The 22,579-nt window shown below is 43.7% G+C and carries 25 protein-coding genes and 1 pseudogene; 7 read left to right on the top strand and 19 right to left on the bottom strand.

Annotation, left to right across the window (positions count from 1 at the left end; all coding sequences use genetic code 11):
* Positions 1-4: 4 nt before the first annotated feature.
* Entirely contained in the window at positions 5-1,138 is a 1,134-nt protein-coding gene (locus BLR88_RS05225) for a beta-ketoacyl synthase N-terminal-like domain-containing protein (protein ID WP_057897971.1), read from the bottom strand.
* A gap of 12 nt (positions 1,139-1,150) precedes the next feature.
* Positions 1,151-1,897 carry a beta-ketoacyl-[acyl-carrier-protein] synthase family protein gene (locus BLR88_RS05220; RefSeq protein ID WP_057897970.1) on the bottom strand — a complete coding sequence of 249 codons (747 nt, stop codon included), beginning with the start codon at positions 1,895-1,897 and terminating at the stop codon, positions 1,151-1,153.
* Between the two features lie 531 nt (positions 1,898-2,428).
* Here BLR88_RS05220 and BLR88_RS05210 point away from each other — a divergent pair.
* The 5 genes from BLR88_RS05210 (at position 2,429) to BLR88_RS05185 (ending at position 5,486) form a co-directional block, all read left to right on the top strand.
* Entirely contained in the window at positions 2,429-2,758 is a 330-nt protein-coding gene (locus BLR88_RS05210) for a hypothetical protein (protein WP_057897969.1), read from the top strand.
* A 616-nt stretch (positions 2,759-3,374) separates the two neighbouring features.
* Positions 3,375-3,716, top strand: a complete 342-nt coding sequence (locus tag BLR88_RS05200) for a PadR family transcriptional regulator (protein WP_057897968.1) — start codon at positions 3,375-3,377, stop codon at positions 3,714-3,716.
* 37 nt (positions 3,717-3,753) lie between these two features.
* Positions 3,754-4,374 (top strand): DUF1129 family protein, encoded by a 621-nt coding sequence (locus BLR88_RS05195; protein WP_162264999.1) that lies wholly within the window; start codon positions 3,754-3,756, stop codon positions 4,372-4,374.
* 180 nt (positions 4,375-4,554) lie between these two features.
* Positions 4,555-4,773 (top strand): transposase, encoded by a 219-nt coding sequence (locus BLR88_RS05190; RefSeq protein ID WP_062731146.1) that lies wholly within the window; start codon positions 4,555-4,557, stop codon positions 4,771-4,773.
* A gap of 344 nt (positions 4,774-5,117) precedes the next feature.
* The gene (locus BLR88_RS05185; protein ID WP_057897966.1) at positions 5,118-5,486 is read left to right on the top strand and encodes a hypothetical protein; all 369 of its coding nucleotides are present in this window, start codon (positions 5,118-5,120) and stop codon (positions 5,484-5,486) included.
* A gap of 426 nt (positions 5,487-5,912) precedes the next feature.
* Here the strand turns inward: BLR88_RS05185 and BLR88_RS05180 are convergent, their stop codons facing one another.
* The 10 genes from BLR88_RS05180 to mltG form a co-directional block, all read right to left on the bottom strand.
* Positions 5,913-6,149, bottom strand: a complete 237-nt coding sequence (locus tag BLR88_RS05180; RefSeq protein ID WP_057897965.1) for a hypothetical protein — start codon at positions 6,147-6,149, stop codon at positions 5,913-5,915.
* Positions 6,150-6,269: 120 nt separating this feature from the next.
* The gene (locus BLR88_RS05175; protein ID WP_217639375.1) at positions 6,270-6,605 is read right to left on the bottom strand and encodes a PaaI family thioesterase; all 336 of its coding nucleotides are present in this window, start codon (positions 6,603-6,605) and stop codon (positions 6,270-6,272) included.
* A 94-nt stretch (positions 6,606-6,699) separates the two neighbouring features.
* Positions 6,700-7,113, bottom strand: coding sequence for a MerR family transcriptional regulator (locus tag BLR88_RS05170; protein ID WP_057897963.1), 414 nt, complete (start codon positions 7,111-7,113; stop codon positions 6,700-6,702).
* Positions 7,114-7,262: 149 nt separating this feature from the next.
* Positions 7,263-8,006 carry a hydrogen peroxide-dependent heme synthase gene (hemQ, locus tag BLR88_RS05165; protein ID WP_057900241.1) on the bottom strand — a complete coding sequence of 248 codons (744 nt, stop codon included), beginning with the start codon at positions 8,004-8,006 and terminating at the stop codon, positions 7,263-7,265.
* A gap of 75 nt (positions 8,007-8,081) precedes the next feature.
* Entirely contained in the window at positions 8,082-9,890 is a 1,809-nt protein-coding gene (locus BLR88_RS05160; protein WP_091260113.1) for a peptidoglycan D,D-transpeptidase FtsI family protein, read from the bottom strand.
* Between the two features lie 148 nt (positions 9,891-10,038).
* Complete coding sequence (gene udk / locus BLR88_RS05155; RefSeq protein ID WP_057897961.1) at positions 10,039-10,674, bottom strand: uridine kinase; 636 nt, start codon at positions 10,672-10,674, stop codon at positions 10,039-10,041.
* Between the two features lie 2 nt (positions 10,675-10,676).
* A complete protein-coding gene (locus BLR88_RS05150; protein WP_408863347.1) occupies positions 10,677-11,972 on the bottom strand; it encodes a peptidase U32 family protein in 1,296 nt (431 codons plus the stop codon).
* A gap of 23 nt (positions 11,973-11,995) precedes the next feature.
* Positions 11,996-12,922: a peptidase U32 family protein gene (locus BLR88_RS05145; protein ID WP_091260136.1), complete on the bottom strand. Its 927-nt coding sequence runs from the start codon at positions 12,920-12,922 to the stop codon at positions 11,996-11,998.
* Positions 12,919-13,566: an O-methyltransferase gene (locus BLR88_RS05140; RefSeq protein ID WP_091260112.1), complete on the bottom strand. Its 648-nt coding sequence runs from the start codon at positions 13,564-13,566 to the stop codon at positions 12,919-12,921. The genes BLR88_RS05145 and BLR88_RS05140 overlap by 4 nt, the downstream gene beginning before the upstream one ends.
* A gap of 62 nt (positions 13,567-13,628) precedes the next feature.
* The gene (gene mltG, locus BLR88_RS05135; protein ID WP_057897958.1) at positions 13,629-14,693 is read right to left on the bottom strand and encodes an endolytic transglycosylase MltG; all 1,065 of its coding nucleotides are present in this window, start codon (positions 14,691-14,693) and stop codon (positions 13,629-13,631) included.
* Between the two features lie 356 nt (positions 14,694-15,049).
* On the opposite strand from mltG, the pseudogene BLR88_RS20525 reads away from it, so the two are divergent.
* Positions 15,050-15,197, top strand: a pseudogene (locus tag BLR88_RS20525) (IS5/IS1182 family transposase); the annotation flags it as partial.
* A 37-nt stretch (positions 15,198-15,234) separates the two neighbouring features.
* Here the strand turns inward: BLR88_RS20525 and BLR88_RS05125 are convergent.
* The 7 genes from BLR88_RS05125 to BLR88_RS05095 form a co-directional block, all read right to left on the bottom strand.
* Positions 15,235-15,783, bottom strand: coding sequence for a DUF1572 domain-containing protein (locus tag BLR88_RS05125; RefSeq protein WP_091260110.1), 549 nt, complete (start codon positions 15,781-15,783; stop codon positions 15,235-15,237).
* Positions 15,784-15,950: 167 nt separating this feature from the next.
* Entirely contained in the window at positions 15,951-16,259 is a 309-nt protein-coding gene (locus BLR88_RS05120; protein ID WP_057897955.1) for a DUF1292 domain-containing protein, read from the bottom strand.
* A gap of 3 nt (positions 16,260-16,262) precedes the next feature.
* Positions 16,263-16,550: a DUF1292 domain-containing protein gene (locus BLR88_RS05115; protein WP_057897954.1), complete on the bottom strand. Its 288-nt coding sequence runs from the start codon at positions 16,548-16,550 to the stop codon at positions 16,263-16,265.
* Between the two features lie 12 nt (positions 16,551-16,562).
* Complete coding sequence (gene ruvX / locus BLR88_RS05110; RefSeq protein WP_057900239.1) at positions 16,563-16,973, bottom strand: Holliday junction resolvase RuvX; 411 nt, start codon at positions 16,971-16,973, stop codon at positions 16,563-16,565.
* A gap of 89 nt (positions 16,974-17,062) precedes the next feature.
* Positions 17,063-17,323 carry an IreB family regulatory phosphoprotein gene (locus BLR88_RS05105; protein WP_057897953.1) on the bottom strand — a complete coding sequence of 87 codons (261 nt, stop codon included), beginning with the start codon at positions 17,321-17,323 and terminating at the stop codon, positions 17,063-17,065.
* 78 nt (positions 17,324-17,401) lie between these two features.
* A complete protein-coding gene (gene alaS, locus BLR88_RS05100; RefSeq protein ID WP_057897952.1) occupies positions 17,402-20,038 on the bottom strand; it encodes an alanine--tRNA ligase in 2,637 nt (878 codons plus the stop codon).
* A 380-nt stretch (positions 20,039-20,418) separates the two neighbouring features.
* Positions 20,419-21,504 (bottom strand): AI-2E family transporter, encoded by a 1,086-nt coding sequence (locus BLR88_RS05095; RefSeq protein WP_175493561.1) that lies wholly within the window; start codon positions 21,502-21,504, stop codon positions 20,419-20,421.
* A 396-nt stretch (positions 21,505-21,900) separates the two neighbouring features.
* Between BLR88_RS05095 and BLR88_RS05090 the strand changes: the two genes are divergently transcribed.
* Positions 21,901-22,527, top strand: a complete 627-nt coding sequence (locus tag BLR88_RS05090; protein ID WP_091260109.1) for a hypothetical protein — start codon at positions 21,901-21,903, stop codon at positions 22,525-22,527.
* The last annotated feature ends 52 nt before the right edge of the window (positions 22,528-22,579 follow it).

The following is a 22,579-nucleotide window of genomic DNA, read 5'->3' as shown; positions in this document are numbered from 1 at the left end:
TTTCTTAAGATTTCGCTGAAGTAACTACCATAGACACATAATTTCCGCAGAAACCAAAACTATTGATAAGCACAGACTCTACTGTTGCTTTCATACTACGTCCGATTACTGCGTGAATAGGACAGGCCCGATCGAGGTTTATCAAACCAATAGTCGTTGGTATTGCTTGACATTTCAAGGAAATTACCCCTGTAGCTAATCCCATTACTCCTGAACAACGTAATAAATGCCCAATAGCACCTTTATGGGAGCTAACCGGAATCATGTTCCCCTCTTCTATAGCCTCTACAATGCTCACTGCCTCAATAAGATCACCTTGTGGTGTGCCTGTTGCATGTGCCTGAATGCAATCAACTTTTTTACGCTTCGCTTCCTCTAGTGCTTCACGCATGGTTTGCATCGTACTCTCTTTATCTAGCTCAACCATATTTGTTCCATATCCACTAACAATATGACTAATTCCATCTATCCATGCTAGCGGCTTTTTCCCACGATCTCGCAAACATTCCTCTGACTCTAGTAAAATGACCCCCGCCCCTTCTCCTACTAAAATTCCATTACGATTTTGGTCGAAGGGACGTGCTGTGTCTGTTGAAATAGCTTTAACAATGTCAAGTGAAGCATATTCATATTCATTTAATAACTCTGCTCGTGCAATCATTACCATATCAAGCTGTTCTTGTGAAACAAGGCTTTTGGCCATTGCGATTGCAGAACTAATGGAAGAGCATGCTGCTGATACACGTAATACAGGTGTTCGCTCACGCCATGCAAAAGGGAGGAAATCCAAAGGATCTTTTACCCAGATCTCTGCCCTTTCTCCATATGTAGATGAAGAATCCCCACTCACAACTGGTAAAATAATAGCTTTCTTACAGCTCCGCCACGTCTCTATCTTGCATTCTGCTTGTTTCATTGCCTCTTCTAAGGCTTTGTTCAACCAAAATTTCGATATTGATTCCTCCAATTTGTCACTTTGAAAGTCAACTTGTCCACCCACTTGAGATCGAAACCCTCGAGCATCAAATCTGGTTAAAGGAGTAAGCGCGCTTTTTCCAGAAAACAGACCTTTAGAAAACGACTCAAGACCGAATCCATAAGGAGAAACAATACCCAGACCAGCTATACCCACTCTCACTCCTTGTCCCCCCTATGATTTGGTAAAGCAAATTGCCCAGTTGTCGTGATCGACATAACCAAACCTTGGCAATGAATTCTCTGATTCAAGCCAGGTCATTGCCTGTTCTAACTTACTTCCGTATAAACTATCATTTCCTGGATGCCTAAATGACCAATCCACTAATTTACCGATTGGTACTATCCCCCCCAGGGAAGTCTCTTTCATTAACGCCGCAACACTAATACTTCCAACAAAATTATCTGTTAAGGACCGTTCTCTATCTATATCAACTACTAACATTAAATCAGTACGATCCTCCTTTATCAGATTATACGCCCAGCCTAACCCGCTCAAACCACCATACAAGTCAGTCAATGTAGCTGAGGGTCCTTTAAAATTGAATTGTAAGGTAACAAGTGCAGTTGGGGAGCTTGAATCTATAGATAAACTCTGATGAGGTCTGATTCTTCTGCGCGGTTGATGGAAAGCATTAAGATAAGAATCAATTTCTATAGAGATAGCATTAGGCACATTCATAATGACTCCTCTTCGATCCGGTTCCGGTAAAAGATTTCTCTGTTCTAACAAAGAAACAACATAAGCAACGGATTGCAGAAGAAACGGTGCCAATTTTTGATGAATTTTGAACGGTTTTAGTGTAAGTGTTGAAGTGAAAGTTACATCATTTATTTTCCCAAACCATTTATTCGAGCTTATTTGTTCTTTATTTATAAAGAAATGATACCCGGTCACAACTGTAATCAATTCCCTATCCATCACCCTAACCTCTCCATATTTTTCAATATATGTTATTACAAACCAATTTATTTACATATTATCACCATATTTTCCAAAAAACAAGTTGCAGAAATTATATATTTATTACAATATACCATATTTTTCTTGTTATTATACAAAAATATATAGCGAAGTTGGCATAAAAAGAGTATTTGTACTAGCAATATTATCCCTCTCCCCTCTTCCTTTATCAGGTAGCGGAATGAAGAATGAAGCGAGTAAAAATTACGAATACTCATGGCTGGACAGTCAAAACATGACGAAAACAGGAACGGAAAGTCAAAGATCCTGCCTTACAAGCGCGTGTCATGGCGGTTCGTCTTGTCATGGAAGGCTATCTTAGAAAAGAGGTCGCCGCCACGCTAAATGTTAAAAATAGTAAAAATATAATATATTTTTAAATTCATAGGGATGTTTTTTATTTGGAATATAGTACCAAATGATAGAGTTAAATTAAGTAAAAATATGTTAAAATATAGACTGTTATTTGATTTGTTAGGAGGGAGAATATTGAAGTGTAACTTTTTAAAAATTTTTTTATGGATAGGTTTTTTATTTTCTCTAAGCTATTTAATTTTTGATTTAATCCAAACTGGTGAAAAGAAATTTATCACTATATTTATAACTTTGGCTTTTTGTGTCCTTCTGTTTCTTTCGAATAAGGTTGCAGAAAATAATAATAAAGTGAGGGTGGAGTGGAAATATAAAGAGAAAAGGATGAAATCAAGTAATATTGTAGTGGCATCAGCTAATGTTAAAAATCCTGAATTTAATTATTCTTACGCATTTAATAGAGTTGGAGAAATAGGAGTTGATGAGGGTGTTGCAAAACTAAAGTGAAAATCCAAGCGAAAAATATATGAGATCACGGAATCAGGAAGACAGGCATTAATCGAGTGGATGAATGAGCCTAGCGAGCTGGAACAGACGCGCGACGATTTTCTGTTGAAGGCTACAATTCATGGCTTGTAGAGCCATCACAGATGATCAGGCAGGTTACGGAGATGAAGAAACAGCATGAAGAGAGATTAACGGCATACTTGGAAAAAGGAGGAACTTACCCGGATGCTCGAACCGTCCAACAGCGCTGACCCTATTGCCTCCAGCATCTCTGTAGTAGATTTCGGCATCCAATATGAACGGCTCTATATAGAATGGTGTGAGAATTTAATGAAAAAACTTTTAAGGGGCTAGGAAGTACTTAACTGATTCATGGAACTGCTTCGTGATTCGCCCCAACGATCTTCATGAGTTTGGATACGTCCAGGTATATGGAATCATGTTGATTTTTTCCCTATAATCAATTAGAATAAGATTACTATCTTGTTTAACAAGATAGCTTACTTTTGGTCATCTACCTTGTTAAACAAGATAGTATATGCACTACGGATTTGCCAAGCTCTGTAATATCGTAAAGGTTGTTCAGCAAAAAAATGGGGATAGTGGTGAATGAAGCGTGTCGTCTAAGAGTCAATTGCTCAAAGGAGTATTGGAAGGATGTATTTTAGCCGTAATTGCCAGTGAAGAAGTTTATGGATATGAACTTAGCGTTAAATTGGCAAAATACGGTCTATCATTTGTGAGTGAAGGGAGTATCTACCCCGTTCTTCTGCGCATGGAAAAGGATAAATTGATAGCTGGAACGCTCAGAGATTCGCCGAGCGGACCAAAACGCAAGTATTACCATCTGACGGAACAAGGGTACAAGGCTTTAGGGGCATTTAAAGAGATATGGTTGGATATGAAGAATTCAGTTGATCGTATCCTAAATCTAGGGAGTGAGAAAAATGATAGTTAAAGAGATGATTGACGCAAACAATGAACGGCGGAAGCTGTTGAACAAGAAAAACAAAGAGTATTATGAAAAGATGCTTATTTATTTGCGATTGAGTCCAATTCCCGAAAAGCGGACGGAGGAGTTGCTGCTGGAGATTCTTGATCATTTGCTGATTGCACAGCAGGAAGGAAGGTCAGCAGAAGAGGTATTTGGTGAGAATCCGGAAGCCTATTGCGAGGAACTGGTGCAATCAATGGGCAAATATTCTCCTTACAGCATTGGCCGTTTTCTCTTCATATTTGGTGTCGGACTATATGTGGGTTTTCTATATGACGGTATTTTCCGTTTGTTGATTGATCCTTTATTACATCGTTTTTTTAATCTGCCCCATAAAACAGGGATGGATGTGAGTATTTTTCTTTTCCCTATGTTTATGGTTTTCGCGGTAGATCTCGTCATGTTTTTTCTCAGGAAATCAACTTTTATGAAATTAGGCGGGCGTATACTTTGGGGCTATTTTCTGCCCTTAGCCTTTGTTTATATTGTTCCTCTGGTCATCTATTATTTCTTTAGGGATGAACTGCCAGTGATTCCTCTTCCGGCTTGGATGAGTTTGCTCATCGGAGTATTGCTTTGGATTATTCACAAAGCATTGTTTAAGCGCGTTAAAGTTTTTTGACCAACCGTTCACTTATTATGAATAATAACATATAGATGGCAATGAACATGATAACGATTTTTACCGTGCCAGTGCGGTTGTTCTATTCCTTGTTTATTTTTCAAAAAGGAGAAGACACGTTCAATTTTTGAATGGTGCAGAAATAAAGCGCGACCAAATACCAAATAGTGAGGTCTTTCCTTGATTCATCAACAAATACTTTCTGATTTAGACGTAAAACATATTCCTTTAGCTTTAATTGATAGTACTTATGACCAACAGGCAAAATGGGGCATGTCTACACGCCATAAGTGGTACAAGGGTTACAAGTTACATCTGGCAACAACACCGACAGGTATTATTTTGGCACAAGAATTAACAACAGCAAATGTGTACGATAGTGATGCTGTATCCGATTGATTAAGTCAACTTACAGATTTTAATATCCAAATGATGATTGGTGATACCTCTTATGACAACAAAAAAGCACGCAAGCAATCAGAGGAACATGGCATCCTGTTTCTTTCACCAATTCATCCTCGAAAAGGTGATGGAAAGACTCTTGTAGTAGTGTACAAGCAAAAGAGGCTGAAGATTTACAAGAGCATTTACAAAAAATACAGGAAGAAGCTGAGTTAATTTATCCTTATATCAAAGTAAACGGTGAGCAAATAACTTTTGACGCTAAAGCTGCTGAACAAAATAATGTTCCTCAAGAATTAGTTGAAAGAACAAAAAATGAAATAAATAATTATGCTAACACTATGAAACAGAAACAAAGTTCCGCCACTCATGAAAATCAAAAAATGACTGTATATGCAGCCTCTAATTGTCAAGGAAAAAGCGGTACAGAAAGTACCTGGTATGGATCTATTGTGTATTATAATAGCTGTCAAGCAAATGCAATTGTTGGCCTATTAACAAGTGGAACTGGTGCAACGGCAACAGCAGCAGCTTTAGCAGCCTATCATAACAAACCTGTTACAGCTTTATATACAGGAGTTGCAGCTGGATTAATGACTATAGGTGCTGGTGTTGTTTCTGCTGCTAATGCATGGGGAACGGGTATAACAATTAGATATGTAGATTCGTATATTACTTCTGATCTACCTTTTTGGGTGTGGGCTCAATAAATAAAATGAGGTGAGGAAACTGACAAATATATCTAGAAAGGCTTGGCTTTTTCTTTCCATAGGATTAGGTATCATTACTAACAATTACTGTACTTACTGTAATTAACGCTTTAACTTTTATTATCGTTAGTTCTAAAAAATAAAGTTCATGCTTAAGCCGATTTTCAGTACATTAAGGAAATCGGCTTTTTTCATGTGAAACATCGCTTAGCGTATAAGATTTTTTATGAAAATAAAAAACAGGTTATGACCCATTTTTACACGTATCTCGGCTGAACCCCTTATAGAGATCGTATTGATCTTTCACAAAATCTAGCATAAATAAAAAATCGATCAGCTTATTGCTTTTAACCTACCTCGCCAAAAGTCTTCTACTTCTAAACATGAAGGTGTGGTAACACGAGTGAAAGGAGGAAGGAGTATAGCTTACTTACTTCCAAAACGGTCGTGGGTATGCAGACGCGGCTGGTTTCTTGCCGCGCGCTCGGCATGTTCCAATGCTTCTTCAGATCCTGCAAGAACGGCGAACTCTCGGCATTGATTAATCCCCCAAGCACCCTTCTCTCGGGCAAGCGCATCTTGTAGGGAAAGGTCAATGTCAAGGGGGTTGAAAGGATGAAGTGGCTTCGGCTGATTCGTGACGGTATGCGTCTCACGTATCATCACACTCACCTCCTTGCCGCCTAACAACCAGTCTCTGATTTTTCAGATGCTATCGTCACAATAGTTCCCTGGGCGGTGGCACAAAGTGTCTCCTCTTCTCCATCCTTGATAACGAGAACATCACAGCGACATACCGCTTGGAGTTTGCCGGCATAAACAACAGTCCCACGGGCGACGAGCTTCTCCCCAATGGCAGGGGTAGTTTATCTTGTATTCGGATGTCAAGACATTCGGCCCCAGAACCGAGCCACCAACGAAGGTTAGTGCGTTGTCAGCCGCATAACTGAGAACACCGCCGTGAACGAATCCGTTTTGTTGCAACAATTTTTCGTGCACCGGAAGCTCCAATACAACTTCGCCGGGCTGAAACACCATAAGTTTCGTTCCAAGAAGTCTGCTGAAAGATTGCGCTGCCAATGCATGTTGACCAATACTGAATAATTCATTGCTCTCCATCACTTCAACCTCCTTTTATAATGAACCTCCCCCACCTACGCCGGAGACGTGGAGGAAGGGGTCTTCTCGCGTGTCATATCAAAATATTTCGTGGTTAATTTCCTTCATTTTCCGTATTGCTTCGCTTTAACTCCCACAACCGAGCTTCAAAGGCTTCTTTGAAACTTAGCAATTCATCCCTTAAAACGGTTAATTCTTCAATTTGCTCTTCTACTTGCTTGATTTTCTCCACACCGTATTCGATGGTTCGTTCCAGCTGTTTTACTCCTAAGCGATCTTCATAAAAAAGATCGAGCATTTCTTTGATTTCGTCCAGACTAAAACCAAATCGCTTTCCTCTAAGAATCAATTTCAGCCTGGCTCTGTCCGCTTTTGTGTAACGTCGGGTGCCCCCCGGTGAACGAGTTGGATGCAACAACCCCCTTTCTTCGTAATAACGAATCGTTCGGGTGGATATATCCAATTCACTGGATAATTGAGATATAGAGTAGGTTTCTTGCCTCTTCATCAGCCGTGATCACCTTTTCCTCATATGACTGTCAATTTTGACTATACTAAAAATTCTATTTAACGTAAACGTTATATATTTATCCTATTATATATTTACGAAAAAAAAAGGGGGCCCAAAGTGATGGGGCCCCTCTTTTTTTGCTTTCATTAGATTGCGAAATATTCATTCACACGCTCTTCAGTCATGCGATTGCCGACAATAAACGTGCCGAACTCGCCGAAACGCGCGCTCGCTTCGTCAAAACGCATCTCATACACCAGCTTTTTGAATACAATCGGATCATCCGCAAATAGCGTGACGCCCCATTCCCAATCGTCTAGTCCAACGGAACCAGTAATGATTTGCGTAACGCGTCCCGCGTAACTGCGCCCGATCATGCCGTGACTGCGCATCATCGCGCGGCGCTCTTCCATCGACAGCATATACCAGTTGTCATTGCCTTCGCGTTTCTTGTTCATCGGATAGAAGCAAATATGCTTCGTTTTTGGAAGAATTGGCTTCAGACGCGCCTGAATCGCCGGGTCAGCCTCAGGGTTTTCAGCCTGAGAGACGTAACTGCTTAGTTCGACAACAGAAACGTACGAATATGTTTGTATGGTATACATCGCAAATTGCGTCTTGTTGAATTCTGCCTCCAACGCATCCAGTTCTTCTAGGGTTGGGCGTAAATGCATAAACGCGATATCCGCTTTATGACCGACTACGGAAACCATCGTGCTGCTTCCCTGCTTGTTCGCTTCTACATCCCCCCATTTATGCATAAATGCGATCAACTCTTCCAGCGCCGCCCGACGTTCTTCTTCTGAAGCGCTTTTCCAAGCTGCCCAGTCAATGGAACGGAAGTCATGCAGGGCAAACCAACCTTCAAGCGTGTTTACTGCTTCACTCATCATCGTTCAACTCCTTATTATTTCTTCGTTTATGTATCCTTCTTCCACTATTTTTCATTATAACAAAAACCGCATTCAATTTTGTTTATATTTTTCTTGCTCTGCCTGTGCCAAGTCCGTAATAAACGAACCAAACAGCTTTGTAGCTTGATTCATACCGGTTGTTGGCTGCTCTTCCGCGAGCACCGCAATGGCATAGCGCGGTTTTTCACGCGGAACATAACCGACAAACCAGTGGTTGTTTTTTGGCTCATCCCTCACGATTGTTTGCGCTGTACCGCTTTTACCAGCTACCTTCCACGGCAATCTTTTCAGGATGGTAGCGGTTCCCTGATCCACGACATCTTCCATAAATTTGCGAAGCGTACTTGCCGTAGCGGGTGAAATGTCCGCTCCATCTAACGGTCGATCCTCAAAACGGTAAAACGTTGTACCGTTCTGATAATTAACGGACTGAACAACACGGACTTTTTGTTTTTTCCCCCCGGAAGCAATAATCGCCGCCATATTCGCCGCCTGCATCGGGGTCAGTTGCACATCGCGCTGTCCGATCCCTGTTTGAATTAGAATTCCCTCGTCCTTTACCGGTATATCATGTGCAAATACCTGTCCCCGATCCTCGCTATCAAACTGCCGAAATTTGCCCAGCTTATAAAATGGGAGCTTTTCCCACCCGATTTGCTGATTTAACCCGAGCTTGACCGCATATTGCTGAAGCTTCTCCGGGCCAACTTTTTTGACGATTTCAGCAAACGCAATATTGCATGATTGAGCGAATGCCTGTTCAAATGTAATGTCACCGTGCCCCTCTTTCTTCCAGCAAGAAAAACCATATTTACCCAGATTTCCTTTGCATGTGAAGTGATCGTCCGGTTTTACCACCCCTTCCTCCAGCGCCGCTGCAGCCACAACAATTTTGAAGATGGAACCGGGGATCGCTTGCTTTATTGCCCGATTTCTCCACGCGTCGGAAGCCGTATTCGCCTTTGATGGATCTAAATTCGGCCGCGATACCATGGCCAATACATCTTTCGTCTCCACATCAAGCACGACCGCGGCTCCTTTTCGTACCGGAGAGCTGTCGAATGCCTTTTCCAGTTGTTCTTGAATAGTGGTGTCAATCGTTGTGACAAGCGTGAGCGGATAAAAAGAATTGTCCGCTTTCTGCAGCCGCACATCGAGACCGTTTAATGGATTGCCGCGTCCGTCCACATAATACGAAACCGATGTCTCCCCGACGCCCATAAGAAACGGCTGAAACGTTCTCTCCAGCCCTGCTATGCCGACTTTGCTTGTAGGCTTGAGCACCCCTGCCTCTACATCTTCTTGGTATTTTTCTTGAATCAGCTTCGGATTTTGCCCGATATACCCGATAACATGACGGGCCAGCCAATTTTTTGGATAACGTGTCGTTACAGGTAGCGGAACGACACCGGATAGATTCAACTCGCGGATTTGTCGCGCTTGGTCTTCACGCAGAGAAATAATATTCCCATCCTTGTCCTGCCAGAATCCGGCGTGCTTTACGCTCGACAAAAGCATGCCTGCTTCTTCTTTTGTAATACCTAAAATTTGCCCCAGCTTACCAACTTTCCCACTATCCCCAAGCGAATATCGCACCAGCGGAAAAATAGCCAACCCTATTTGTTCATCGCCGGTCAAGGGATTTCCCTTGCGATCGTAAATCATACCGCGCCCGGTATTGAGCACAATTTTCTCCCGACGCTGCGCCACGGCCCGTTCTACAAGATCCACATTATGTACCGAAAAAGAACGAGTAGCAATAACCTGAATCCAGGCCAACCGGGTAATAATACCTGTATACAGGAACGTAAACAGCAAAAGCACGATAAACATCCGGCGCTTTTTCCGATTGAGTGACATAAGAAAGCCCCTTTCCCAAATCGGTAGACTATTTATTCAGTTTTGCCGGGCGATAAGGGGAATAAACACGAAACAGGCCGGAAAATCATAATAAGAAAAAGCCGGGCTTTTATCGCATTGCAAACGCCGGCTTTTCCATATGTGTAAATTACATTCCAGCCGAAAGCGACTGGAGCACAGTATCAATTTTTGTGGAAAGCAAGTCAATAGCCACACGGTTCTGTCCACCTTCCGGAACAATGATGTCCGCGTAGCGTTTAGTCGGTTCGATAAACTGCATGTGCATGGGACGCACAACCGTTAAATATTGTTCCACGACCGACTCGAGCGTACGGCCACGTTCCTCGATATCACGCAGTATACGGCGGATAATGCGCACATCTGCGTCCGTATCCACAAATACTTTAATATCCAGCAAGTTACGGAGCCGCTCATCTTCTAAAATAAGAATGCCTTCAAGAATAATAACATCTTTCGGTTCGATCCATACCTTTTCTTTGGCCCTTGTATGCCGTTTATAGTCATATACGGGCTTCTCAATCGGTTCGCGTCGACGCAGACACTTCAAGTGCTCAATAAGCAGATCAGTATCAAACGCCATGGGATGATCGTAGTTCGTTTTCGTCCTTTCTTCAAACGTAAGATGAGATTGATCCTTATAATAAGAATCCTGTTCAATCATCACGACGTTCATATTTTCAAACCGACGGTAAATCTCGCGAGCGACCGTCGTTTTGCCGGAGCCAGTGCCGCCCGCCACACCAATAATAACAGGTGTTACCATTCTTACTTTTTCTCCTTGCGCATCATATCATAACGGCTGACCGGACGAGCTACGCGCAGCTTTATAGTCTGCATTGCGTGCGGTGCGGACGCAATTTCCTCCCCGTCCTCATTCCACATTTCTTTTACCTTCTGCGCAAAACGATCAAGCGTCGGACCGAAAAATTCGACCGTATCTCCCACGCTGAATTTATTGCGCTGCTGCAGCGTCGCAATTCCAGTTTCTGGATCATAATCAAGCACAAGACCCGCAAAATCGTATTGCGGCATCTCTTCATTTTCTCCGTATAATTGATCTTTCTCTGTCGGTACGCCATAAAAGAAACCTGTCGTTAGCGAACGATGGGATGCTTTCCTGATTTCTTCCATCCATTCTGGGTTCAGCTTGTAGTTATCCGGGTCAGCACAGTACGCATCCACCGCCCGGCGGTACTGGTTGGTTACGGTCGCCACATAATGAATGCTCTTCATCCGCCCTTCGATTTTGAAACTGTCTACACCCGCTTCAATCATGTCTGGCAGGAATTCAAGCATACACATATCTTTCGAACTCATCGTAAATTGTGGATCGTTCTCACTAAACATCGGCAGCGCTTTTTTGCCGATTTGTTCCATTGATTCATCATCTTTCGGTAACTCCTCGAACATATCATACTGCCAGCGACAGGATTGCGAACACCCGCCGCGATTTGAGTCGCGCGCCGTAAAGTGGTTGGATAGCACGCAGCGCCCAGAATAGGAAATGCACATCGCTCCGTGTACAAACGCCTCGATTTCAATATCAACATGCTTTTTGATCTCACAGATTTCGCGGATAGAGACTTCACGTGCAAGCACTACGCGACTTACACCCTCATCTTTCCAAAACTGCACTGTCTGCCAGTTCGTAGTCGAAGCCTGAGTGCTCAAATGGAGCTCCAAATCGGGCGCCGCCTGTTTCGTGCGCTCAATTAGCGCAGGGTCGGCTACAATGATCGCGTCGATGCCGACACGCTGCAAGTTGCGCATAAAATCGTCCACCTGATGCAAATCTTCATTGTGTGCGATAATGTTGGTCGCCACAAATACTTTTGCGCCATGCTCATGCGCAAATTCGACAGCCGCCTGCATTTCATCAAATGAGAAGTTGTCCGCGTTCGCGCGCAGGCCAAGGCTTTGGCCACCAATATATACTGCGTCCGCACCGTAACGCACTGCAAATTTCAGCTTTTCCAAATTGCCGGCCGGCGCCAGCACTTCCGGCTTTTTCAGAATGGTTCGGCGCGGCGTTACAATTTTTTTATCGGAAATGACGTTTATTTCCGTCATGGATTATCACCTCATTAATAAACTTGCTCTTTAAAGAAAAAGCCTGTCGTAAGTTCCCGATCGGCCGGCTGAATGGCGCGCAATTCTTCCATTAATCCACCTACTATGTCCCTGAATTTATCCGGACTTTCGGCGTACGCGTCAATCGCACGGCGGTAAATGGAAACGACTTTTACGTTATAGTCTGTGTCCTTCATAATTCCTTCAATCTTAAAGCTGTCAATTTCCGCTTCCATCAGTTCATCGAGATACTCAAGGATGCAGATGTCTTCTGCGCTCATAATATGAGTGCCGTTCCTATCTTCATAAATCGGATAATGTAAATCCTCACGCTTTTCTTCCGTAATGAACAACCTGCGATCCATTCCAGCCGATTTGGCTTCCTGGCCTTTGAATTTTTCGTAGTTAGACACCAGGTCACGACGGGAATGGAAAATACACGTCATCCCGTGTACCTGTACCTGAATTTCCACATCCGCGTTTTCTTTAATTTCAAGAATCGCGTCCATATTCAACTCACGCGCCACAAACGCGCGCGTCGCACCTTTGCTACCCCAATAGTTAATCGTCTCATAGTTTGTCGTCAGCACTTCCGCATTCCAGTGCAGCGGTGTTTTCAGCCCAAGCTGACGCGCCGTTACAAGAACCGCGGTATCGCCGAAAACAATCGCATCCACACCGATGTCTTCAAGCGCACGCAAGTATCCGGGCAACTCTGCTAAATCATCATTATGAAATAAAGCATTAACCGAGATATATACTTTTGCCTTCCGCCCATGCGCGAGCTCCGTCGCCTGGCGAATATCATCCAGTTCAAAATTTCCCGCGACCCGGAGGCCAAATCGTTCATGGCCGATACTTACCGCATCTGCTCCGGCGTCAATGACCCGTACAAGCTCATCCAGATCGGCAGCCGTACAGAGCAATTCCGGTTTTTTCACATTACTTCCCCCCGTTTTATGCATAAAGCTAATCCATCTCCTATGGAAACAAATGACGTCTCAAGCGCCGGATGTTCAGCCAAAAAGTGATTAAACGCGCGCAATTTTTTTATCATGCCGCGCCTGCTTTTAGGAACATCTTCGTCTGCTTCAGCGATCATGCCGCGAAAAAAGACGTTATCACAAATTAAAAGCCCGCCTTCCACTAAATACGGCACATACGTATCAAAATAAGTGTGATACTGCCCCTTAGCCGCATCGAAAAAGATGCAATCAAAACGAGGCTCGCCATCGAGCCCGTCCCGTGCATCCTGATGAAACACGGTAATCCGGTCGCTTACACCCGCTTCAGCGAAGTTTTGCCGTGCGCGCCGCACCATTTCCTCCGAAATCTCAATGGACGTAATGTGGGCGTCCGGCGCCGCCTGCGCAAGCCAAATGGTAGAATACCCGATCGCCATACCTACTTCTAGAATCCGCTTCGGCTTATGCATAGTGAGCAAAAAGCGGATAAACTGAATACTGGGCAACTGGATAATCGGGATGCGCTCCGCAGCAGCTTCGCGTTCCATCCGCATAAGAAGTTCCGCACGCGGCGGAATGAGCGACTCCATATAACGATTGACTTTGTTTGAGGTTATCATTATTTTACACCCCATCGTTTCTTTATAAACTTTTATATAATAACATATCCATAGTGTAAAATCTATTTTTGGTTTGCTTTGCTTTTGTCAATATTTCTGAGGTGTTCCTCATATGTTGTCGCAAAATAATGCTGGCCTGTGCCGTCCTTTTTCGTTACATAAAACAAATAGTTATGCTTCTCCGCGTTGACGACCGCATCAAGCGCCGCTTCGCCAGGATTGGCGATCGGTCCCGGTGGGAGTCCTTTTACTTTATAGGTGTTGTACGGATTGTCCATTTTCAGATCGCTATACGTTATCCGTTCCTTCTGTTTATCGAATAAGTACTGTATCGTTGCATCCGCCTGCAAGGGCATTTGCTTCGCTAGGCGGTTAAAATAGACACCTGCTACTTTTTTGCGTTCATTCTCAGCGCGTACCTCTCGTTCGACAATGGACGCAAGCGTAATTGCCTGATGTTTACTCAAATTACGCTGTTTCAATTTGTCTTCCCATTCTTCGTTCCACACTTCTTCAAAACGGTCAAGCATCCGCCCGATAATTTCATGCTCTGTTATTCCTTTTTTAAACTCATACGTATCTGGAAACAAATATCCTTCCAGTCTGTACTTCATTCGCTTGTCTGCTGGAATGCCTTTTACAATTTCCTGAGCGAACTTTCCCTGGTTTACTTCGCGCAAAAAAGCATCTTTTTTAACAAGCCCTTTTTCCGAAAGTCGTGCAGCAATCTGTTCAACCGTAAAGCCCTCCGGAATGGTCACAGTAATAGTATCTTTATAAACATCCCCGTTTGACATTTTCACAAGTAATTCGTCGATCGACTGCCCTACGGTTAACTGATATTTCCCGGCTTTTAGGTCAGAGCCTTTGCCTTTTATTTTTGCATAAAGGGAAAAAAGGTGCGCGTCTTTAATCAAATTGTTCTCTTCAAGAATTTTTCCTATCCGGCCCACCGATGAATTCGGAGGAATTTCCACTACTTTCTTCTTCCCTTTTTCCTCCTTGACAGGCTGAAGACCATTCCAAATATAGTAATAAATTCCACCTATTACAAGCGCAAACAAGAGCAAAGTTGTAAACGCAAATGTAATGGTCTTACGCACAACGCTTCCTTTCTGATTTCGCATTGGCAATATCCTCTCTCTTTCTCTATCGTTTTCCATCGCTTTATTATACAACAAACTTATCGAAACGTCGTACGGAAAAACGAGGGACGAAGAGGGCCAAGAAGAACGTTTTTCCGTTATGATGTGACGTTCCGGTATTGTCATATGCTTCATCGCTTAGGGGTTTGCTGGAAGCACACAACCTGTGTGCTATCCAGAGCGTTTTTTTATTATTTCCATGAAGGAAGCGACCAGAATGGCTTTGTCATAAGCGTTATGGTCACCGCAGCTAATGTCCATGACAGTCAAATCTTTTCGGACGTTTTTGAACAAGTCGTGGAACATGTAGGAAAACCGGAGGCTGCAAAACGGGGAATCGACACATTTGGGCGAATTACTTGGACGAAGCAAAGCATCTGCGATACAGAAGTGAATAAACGCCTGTATGCATAATGGAAATAAATGGTTGAACACGTATTTGCATATTTAAAGGAGAAGCATGGATTGCGTTGGCCCCCTTTACGATGACTAAAGAAAGGGACGAAGCAAGCAATGCTTGTTTTTACTCTCTTAGCTTTTGTGGATGTTGTTTAAGCATATCTTCTAAGTATTCTATAGACTTTCCTTTAGGAATACTTAAAGAGGACCAGTTTTCATTTTTAATTTGCTTACCAATGTAAACAATTTGTCCAATATGGTATGAATAGTGGGAAATTTGCCTTTGTATGGCTTTTACAACAGAGTGAGCTTCGCCGCGAATATAAATAGTTTTTAATAGGTCATTCTCCGTTAAACTGTGCAAGGTAGTAAAGAGAGTGTTCCACCCATCCTCCCATGCTTGAAGAAGGGCTTTTTTTGTTGGGTATCCTCCTTTAAACTCATCATCCCGGTTTCTATTAGGCTTTTCACCATCTGTTGTTAGGAAGTCCGTCCATCTTGAAAGCATATTTCCACTGAGATGTTTGATAATAATGGCGATACTGTTTGACTGACTCGTTGGACACCAGTGTAATTCCTCGATGTCTAGTTGAGAAATGGTTTTTTCTCCTAAATCTTTGATAGTTTTGAAATTAGCAATGACACATTGTAAGTATTCATTTTGAATGCTCATTTTTCTCCCCCTTTTAAAATGACATATTAATAAGATTATACAAAAATAATGAAATCCCCTTCTTGGAGAAGCGAGGTGCATATCCGATAACAGTCATTACAGCAAAAACCCGGAATTCGACCATTTTCAGCCAAAATCCGGGTTTCTTCGTTTAGCCCTATGAATGTTCATTGGAACGAATTATCCTTCAGCCAATCTGCAAACGCGTCAGCCGCGCGCTCCCATTCATCTTCCGCTTCAATCGGCGCAAGGGCGGGAGTTCCGTTCTGCGAAAAAGAATACTTAAAAAGGTACGGATGCGGATCAGCAAAGCTTGCGGGTTGAAGCAACGCATACGTCTGCTCATTCACCCTCATTTCAAACGCGATATCATATCGTTCTGTTCGTCCTAGCTGCTCATCATACCACTCGACTTGGTTTCCCCAGGAATCGCGCAAATGCCTTACCTCCACCGCGTGGCCCGTTTTTTTCCGCACGGATTAGACTTCCTCGTTATCCAGCTCGTTCATGAGTGTTTCAAATGTGGCTTCTACCTGCTCCCATTCCTTCTCGTCCTCAATCGGCTGTAGTGTATCCGTTCCATCGTAACGAAGGAATTCTACTTCGTACTCTTCCTGATCTTCCTGATCGGCCGGAACAAGGCAGAGGTACACCCGATCTTCGATTTCAAAAATATACATGACAAGATATTCATATTCATGACCTGATTCTTCATCCGTAAGCGTGATGTATTCGCCCACTTCGATTCCCATTTTGTCCAAATCCATACGGATAACCTCCTATTTCTGGGCATCCAGGTAATTTTGCAAAATCATTACCGCTGCCATTTTATCAATCACTTGTTTTCGTTTTTTACGGCTGACGTCAGCTGAGAGCAACACCTTTTCCGCCGCCATTGTCGTTAAGCGTTCATCCCACAGTTTGACAGGAAGACGCGAACGGTTGTGCAGATACTCCGCGAAAACCTGGCACATTTCACCTCGCGGGCCGATTGTACCATTCATATTTTTCGGCAATCCAACAATAATTTCTCCAACATCATACTGCTTTATGAGTTCTTCGATGCGGAGATAATCTTTTTTTCTGCTTTCCCGCTGAATCGTCTCAATTCCCTGCGCTGTCCAGCCAAGTTCGTCGCTGATTGCGACGCCGATAGTTTTCTCTCCAACATCTAGTCCCATGATACGCATACATTCTCCCTCAACATATCCGCGCGTGTCATGCCCGGCTTTTGTCATCTAGAAAAAACCGGGCTACGCGTTCAAGGAATTCCCCCTTGTTATTGGTTCGAGCGAAGATATGAACGGACAAGCTCCTCAATTAATTCATCGCGCTCCAGCTTGCGGATAAGCGTGCGGGCGTTATTGTGGCGCGGGATGTAGGCTGGGTCGCCGGAGATTAAATAGCCGACAATTTGGTTAATCGGGTTATATCCTTTTTCTTCGAGCGCCTCGTATACTTGCAACAGGACTTCCCGGGCATCTACCTCGACTTCGTCCTGCTTAAAGTTAAATTTCATTGTATGATCCATGGAACTCACTGCCTAGCACCTCTTTCAAAGGATCTTATTCCTTTCATATTCGCCCTCACCCGTTGAATTCCCTTTTTCAACGATACACTAAATTTGTTCGCTTACCCACTGTTTCACAAATGCCAGTGCTTCAACGAGCTGCGCCGGATTCTTGCCGCCAGCCTGCGCCATGTCTGGACGGCCGCCACCGCCACCACCGCAGCGAACAGCCACTTCCTTTACAACCTTACCTGCATGAATCCCCTGCTTCACCAGATCAGCAGTTACGCCCGCAACGATGTTTACTTTTTCGTCTTTTACGGAACCCAGTACGACAACAACAGAACCAAGCTTCTGCTTCAGGTCGTCTACCATGTTGCGCAAGTTGTCCATATCAACGCCGTTTACTTTCGCAGCAAGAACCTTGATTCCCTTTATTTCTTGCACTTGTTCGGTAAGGGAAGCCGCTTCCAGATTGCTTAATTTAGCACGCAACGATTCGTTTTCACGCTCTAGGTTTTTCATTTCTGCTTTCAGCGCTTCAATGCGCTGCGGCACGTTGACAATGGTTGTCTTCAGCTCATCAGCCACCATTCTCAGCGTTTGCAGCTGTGTATTCAAATATTCGTAAGCCATACGGCCAGTTACTGCTTCGATGCGGCGTGTACCTGCGCCGATGCCCGCTTCACTTACAATCTTGAACAGACCAATTTCCGCGGTGTTACCCACATGGCAACCGCCGCACAGCTCAAGGCTGTAGTCACCTACCTGAACAACACGAACGATATCGCCGTATTTTTCGCCAAATAGGGCCATCGCCCCCATCGCTTTCGCTTCCTGAAGCGGCTTATGCATAATATGGACATCCATGTTGCACCATATTTGCTCATTGACTTTCGCTTCGATTTGCTCCAGCTCTTCCGGGGTCACTGCGCCGAAGTGCGAAAAGTCAAAGCGGAGACGGTCTGGAGCGACAAGCGAACCGGCCTGATTCACATGCTTGCCCAGCACGTCTTTCAACGCCTGATGCAACAGGTGCGTTGCGGTATGGTTCTTAATAATATCGGCGCGGGCTGCACGGTTCACAGCAGCTTCAACTGTATCACCCACTTTTAGTGTGCCGTTTTCCACAAGCACCGTATGCACATGCTGACCGTTTGGTCCCTTTTGCGTATCTTCGACTTTCGCCTGCATGTCGCCCGCACTCAAAAGCCCTTTGTCCGCTACCTGTCCACCTGATTCAGCATAGAATGGTGTACGGTCAAGAATAACCTGGCACTCTGTTCCAGCTCCCACCATGTCGACTGATCGGTTTTCGTGAACAATGGCCACAACTTTGGCGCTGCTAACAAGTTCACTGTAACCGACGAATTCGCTCTTCACTTTAATATCGCCGAGTACGCCGCCCTGTACCTGCATGCTGTCTTCATCCTGGCGGGCTGCCCGCGCACGGGCGCGCTGCTCTTCCATCGCCGCTTCAAATCCTTCGCGATCAACAGTCATCCCCTGTTCAGTCGCAAAGTCTTCCGTCAAATCAAATGGAAAGCCGTACGTATCATACAATTTAAACGCTTCTGGCCCACTGATTTGCGTTTTGCCTTCTTTTTTCGCTTCCGTTACCATTTGCTCCAGAATGTGCAGACCTTCATTCAGCGTTTCACGGAAACGCTCTTCTTCATTTTTGATTACGCGCTCAATAAACTCACGCTTCTCTAGTATTTCTGGATAGTAGGATTTCATAATTTCTCCCACAACCGAGGTCAATGTGTACAGGAACGACTTATCGATGCCGAGTACTTTTCCATACCGAACCGCGCGACGCAACAAACGACGAATTACGTAGCCGCGACCTTCATTAGACGGAAGGGCCCCATCGCCGATGGCAAACACAACTGTGCGCGAGTGGTCGGCAATAACTTTTAAAGCCACATCCTTCTCCGGCGATTGACCGTATTTTACGCCAGCGATATTGCAAGTTGCTTCAATAATCGGGAACAAAAGATCCGTTTCAAAGTTATTGTCCACGTCTTGCATAATGGACGCCATACGTTCAAGCCCCATGCCTGTATCGATGTTTTTCTTTGGCAGCGGCGTGTAAGAACCGTCAGGATTATGGTTATACTGCGAAAACACAAGATTCCAGATTTCAAGATAGCGCTCATTTTCACCTCCCGGATACAATTCCGGATCATTCGGGTCATTGCCGTATTTTTCTCCGCGATCATAAAAAATCTCGCTGTTTGGTCCACACGGCCCTTCTCCAATATCCCAAAAATTCCCTTCCAAACGCACGATGCGTTCATCCGGAATGCCCACTTTTTTATTCCAGATTTCATACGCTTCATCGTCTTCCGGGTGAATGGTTACAGACAATTTCTCCGGATCGAAACCGATCCACTCCGGGCTGGTTAGGAATTCCCATGCCCACAGAATCGCTTCTTCTTTAAAATAATCGCCAATGGAGAAATTGCCGAGCATTTCAAAAAATGTATGATGACGCGCCGTTTTTCCTACGTTTTCAATGTCGTTTGTACGAATTGATTTTTGCGAGTTTGTAATGCGCGGATTTTCCGGCACAACGCGGCCGTCGAAATATTTTTTCAACGTGGCAACACCGCTATTAATCCAGAGCAACGAAGGATCGTCAACCGGAATCAGCGGTGCACTAGGCTCTACTTTGTGCCCCTTGCTGACGAAGAAGTCCAGAAACTTCTGGCGAATCTCAGCGGATGACATTTGTTTCATTTCAATCTTACCCCTCCATAAAAGTGTATATAATAGCACTCTTTACGGATAAGAAACAGCGTCTTATCCATCAAAAAAGCCCTCCATCCCAGAGTTTCTTCAGGGACGAGAGCTTATCTTCTCACGCGGTACCACCCTGCTTACCCGCACATATAGCACGGATCGCCTTATTTTACAGATAACGGGCTTTTTAACCCGGCAGGATTTTGCGCCCTGCTCTCAGGAGTAGCATTCAACGGCTCTTCTTGTAAAGATTCTCTCAACCATGGAATCTTCTCTCTGTGACAAGGGCTGCCGTCTACTCATTCCTTCAACGATTTAGCGATATTTCTAATGATACAGTATAATTTATTATACAGATTTACCATCTTTCCTGTCAATTAACCCTCTTCTGGACATTCCGATCTGCGTATTGTATGGATAATGATATGCTGAATGACCACTTTCAAGCTTGCCACGATCGGCACCGCAAGAATTAATCCAGCGATGCCGGCGATTTCTCCACCGATCATTACCGACAAAATAATCAACAGCGGATGCATATGAAGCGATCTCCCAACAATCATCGGAGACACAATGTTGCCTTCCAGCACTTGAATGACCGCGTTAACAATAAGCGCATAGAGCGCCATTTTCCAGGAAATCGTCAGTGCAAACAAAACAGCGGGCGCCGCGCCGAATACCGGACCAATGTATGGAATAATGTTTGTAATGGCAACAAATGAAGCAAACACAATCGCGTACGGTAAACCGACGAAAAAATACCCGGCATACGCCAGCGCCCCTACTGCTACGCACACGATAAGCTGACCGCGAATATATTGCCCGAGCGCTGTATCAATATCATGCAGCATCCTGCGTACGGTCGGTCGATGCCGTTTGGGCACAAGCAGCAACATACCTTTTTGCATTGGCTTCATGTCTTTTAGCATATAAAAAACGATAAACGGTACAAGCAAAACAAACAAGATTTTTTCCAACCAACTGTCTACGCCAGTAAATAATCCATTTACATAGTTGGTCATCGCAATCTCAATCTGTTGGATACCCGCGGTTAACCCTCCGTGCAAAGAAAATGGCGTCTGCGCCTGCCGGATGCGCATATAACCAATCCAATCCCTGTACGTTCCGACAAGTTCGGGAAATTTAGCCGATAATTCTTTGTATTCGCGAATAAGGATCGGCCCGGCATTGACAATAAGGAATAGAAGAAACAGAAAAAATAAAGTGTAAATCAGGAGAATGGCCAGGCTGCGAGGAAAATGACGGCGCATCAAAAACGTAACGATAGGATTCAGCAAATAAGCGATAATCAACGCGAAAAAAAACGGCGTTAACACTTTTTTTGCAATCTCAAATGCTCCGATAAAAAATACGCCCACTTTACCCAGCAAAAAAAGAATAAGCAAAGCAAGAGAAATGATTAGCAGAAAATACAACCAGTTGGTTCGCGTAATCCGTTCCATGTTCATTCACTTCCGCCCATGCATAACCTTTTTGGCGTTTCTAGTATGCGCCAAAAAGGGAAAGAAATTCATGGAACTATTTTCCACGATGTAGCAGGATTTTTTTAGAAGGGCGCGAACATACAAGTAGAAACAACTGACAATATATAAACCACCCATGTGTAAAGAAGCAATGAAAGATAGACCGTCACTCCTTTCTTCCAAAGCTTTAGGCAGTGCCTATCCAACCTCTTTTTACTATAAGACAGGCACTGATGCATAAAAAGTGATATGGAAATAAAGGGGAGTCGCTATGCTGGGTACAGGAAAGTTCAAAAGAATACAGTAAACTACTTAAGCAATACGGAGAAACTTATCTGTATTAAGAAAAAATGAAAAGAAAAAGGAAGTTTACCAATGAAAAAATTTATCTTTGTTATTCTTCTCATCATCTTACTGCTTTCAGCATGTTCGAAGCCTCCGAGTCCTACTCCTAATTCGGAACATACTTCCACTATCAAGAATAACTTTCTTTATATATCACCAACGGATTTATTTGAAGGAGATGCAGCAAAATTTCAAGCTTTCCTTGGTCCTCTATCCGGCGCAGTAAAAATAAAATACAAAGGTAACAAACGAAAACTAAAATCTACCATTGAGCTTTGGGAAAACGGAAAAAAAACTCAAACGATAGGTGGAGAAGAGACTGACATTTTTAGTAAACAGGGGGAATTTAACGGAGAGCTCGCTTTTTCATTTCAAGAAGAAACCATTGAAAAGACGAAACCTCAATATACTGTCACTTCTGCTCTTATTCATGAGGGAGGATACTCAAGCTCTACTTTTCATCTTAATAAGAATGCACAGCACCATATACATGGCGTAGTGAATCTAAAACAAGACTTAGCTATCGCTGATAATGCAGATGTTGCTGTTTGGGGAATTCAAGCAACGGATGAAAATAGCATATCAACAAGTTCCCCCGAGCAAGCTTTGAAAACTGCCAAGTGGTTATTAATCGTCAAAATTTCATTATTGGATTAGCTGTTTCATCGATATTTGTCAAGCAGCCGAGTCGGAATGATTTACCACGACT

It is taken from the genome of Aneurinibacillus thermoaerophilus (assembly GCF_900099925.1).
Lineage (GTDB): Bacteria > Bacillota > Bacilli > Aneurinibacillales > Aneurinibacillaceae > Aneurinibacillus > Aneurinibacillus thermoaerophilus.
This window is presented reverse-complemented; position numbering and strand designations above follow the sequence as displayed.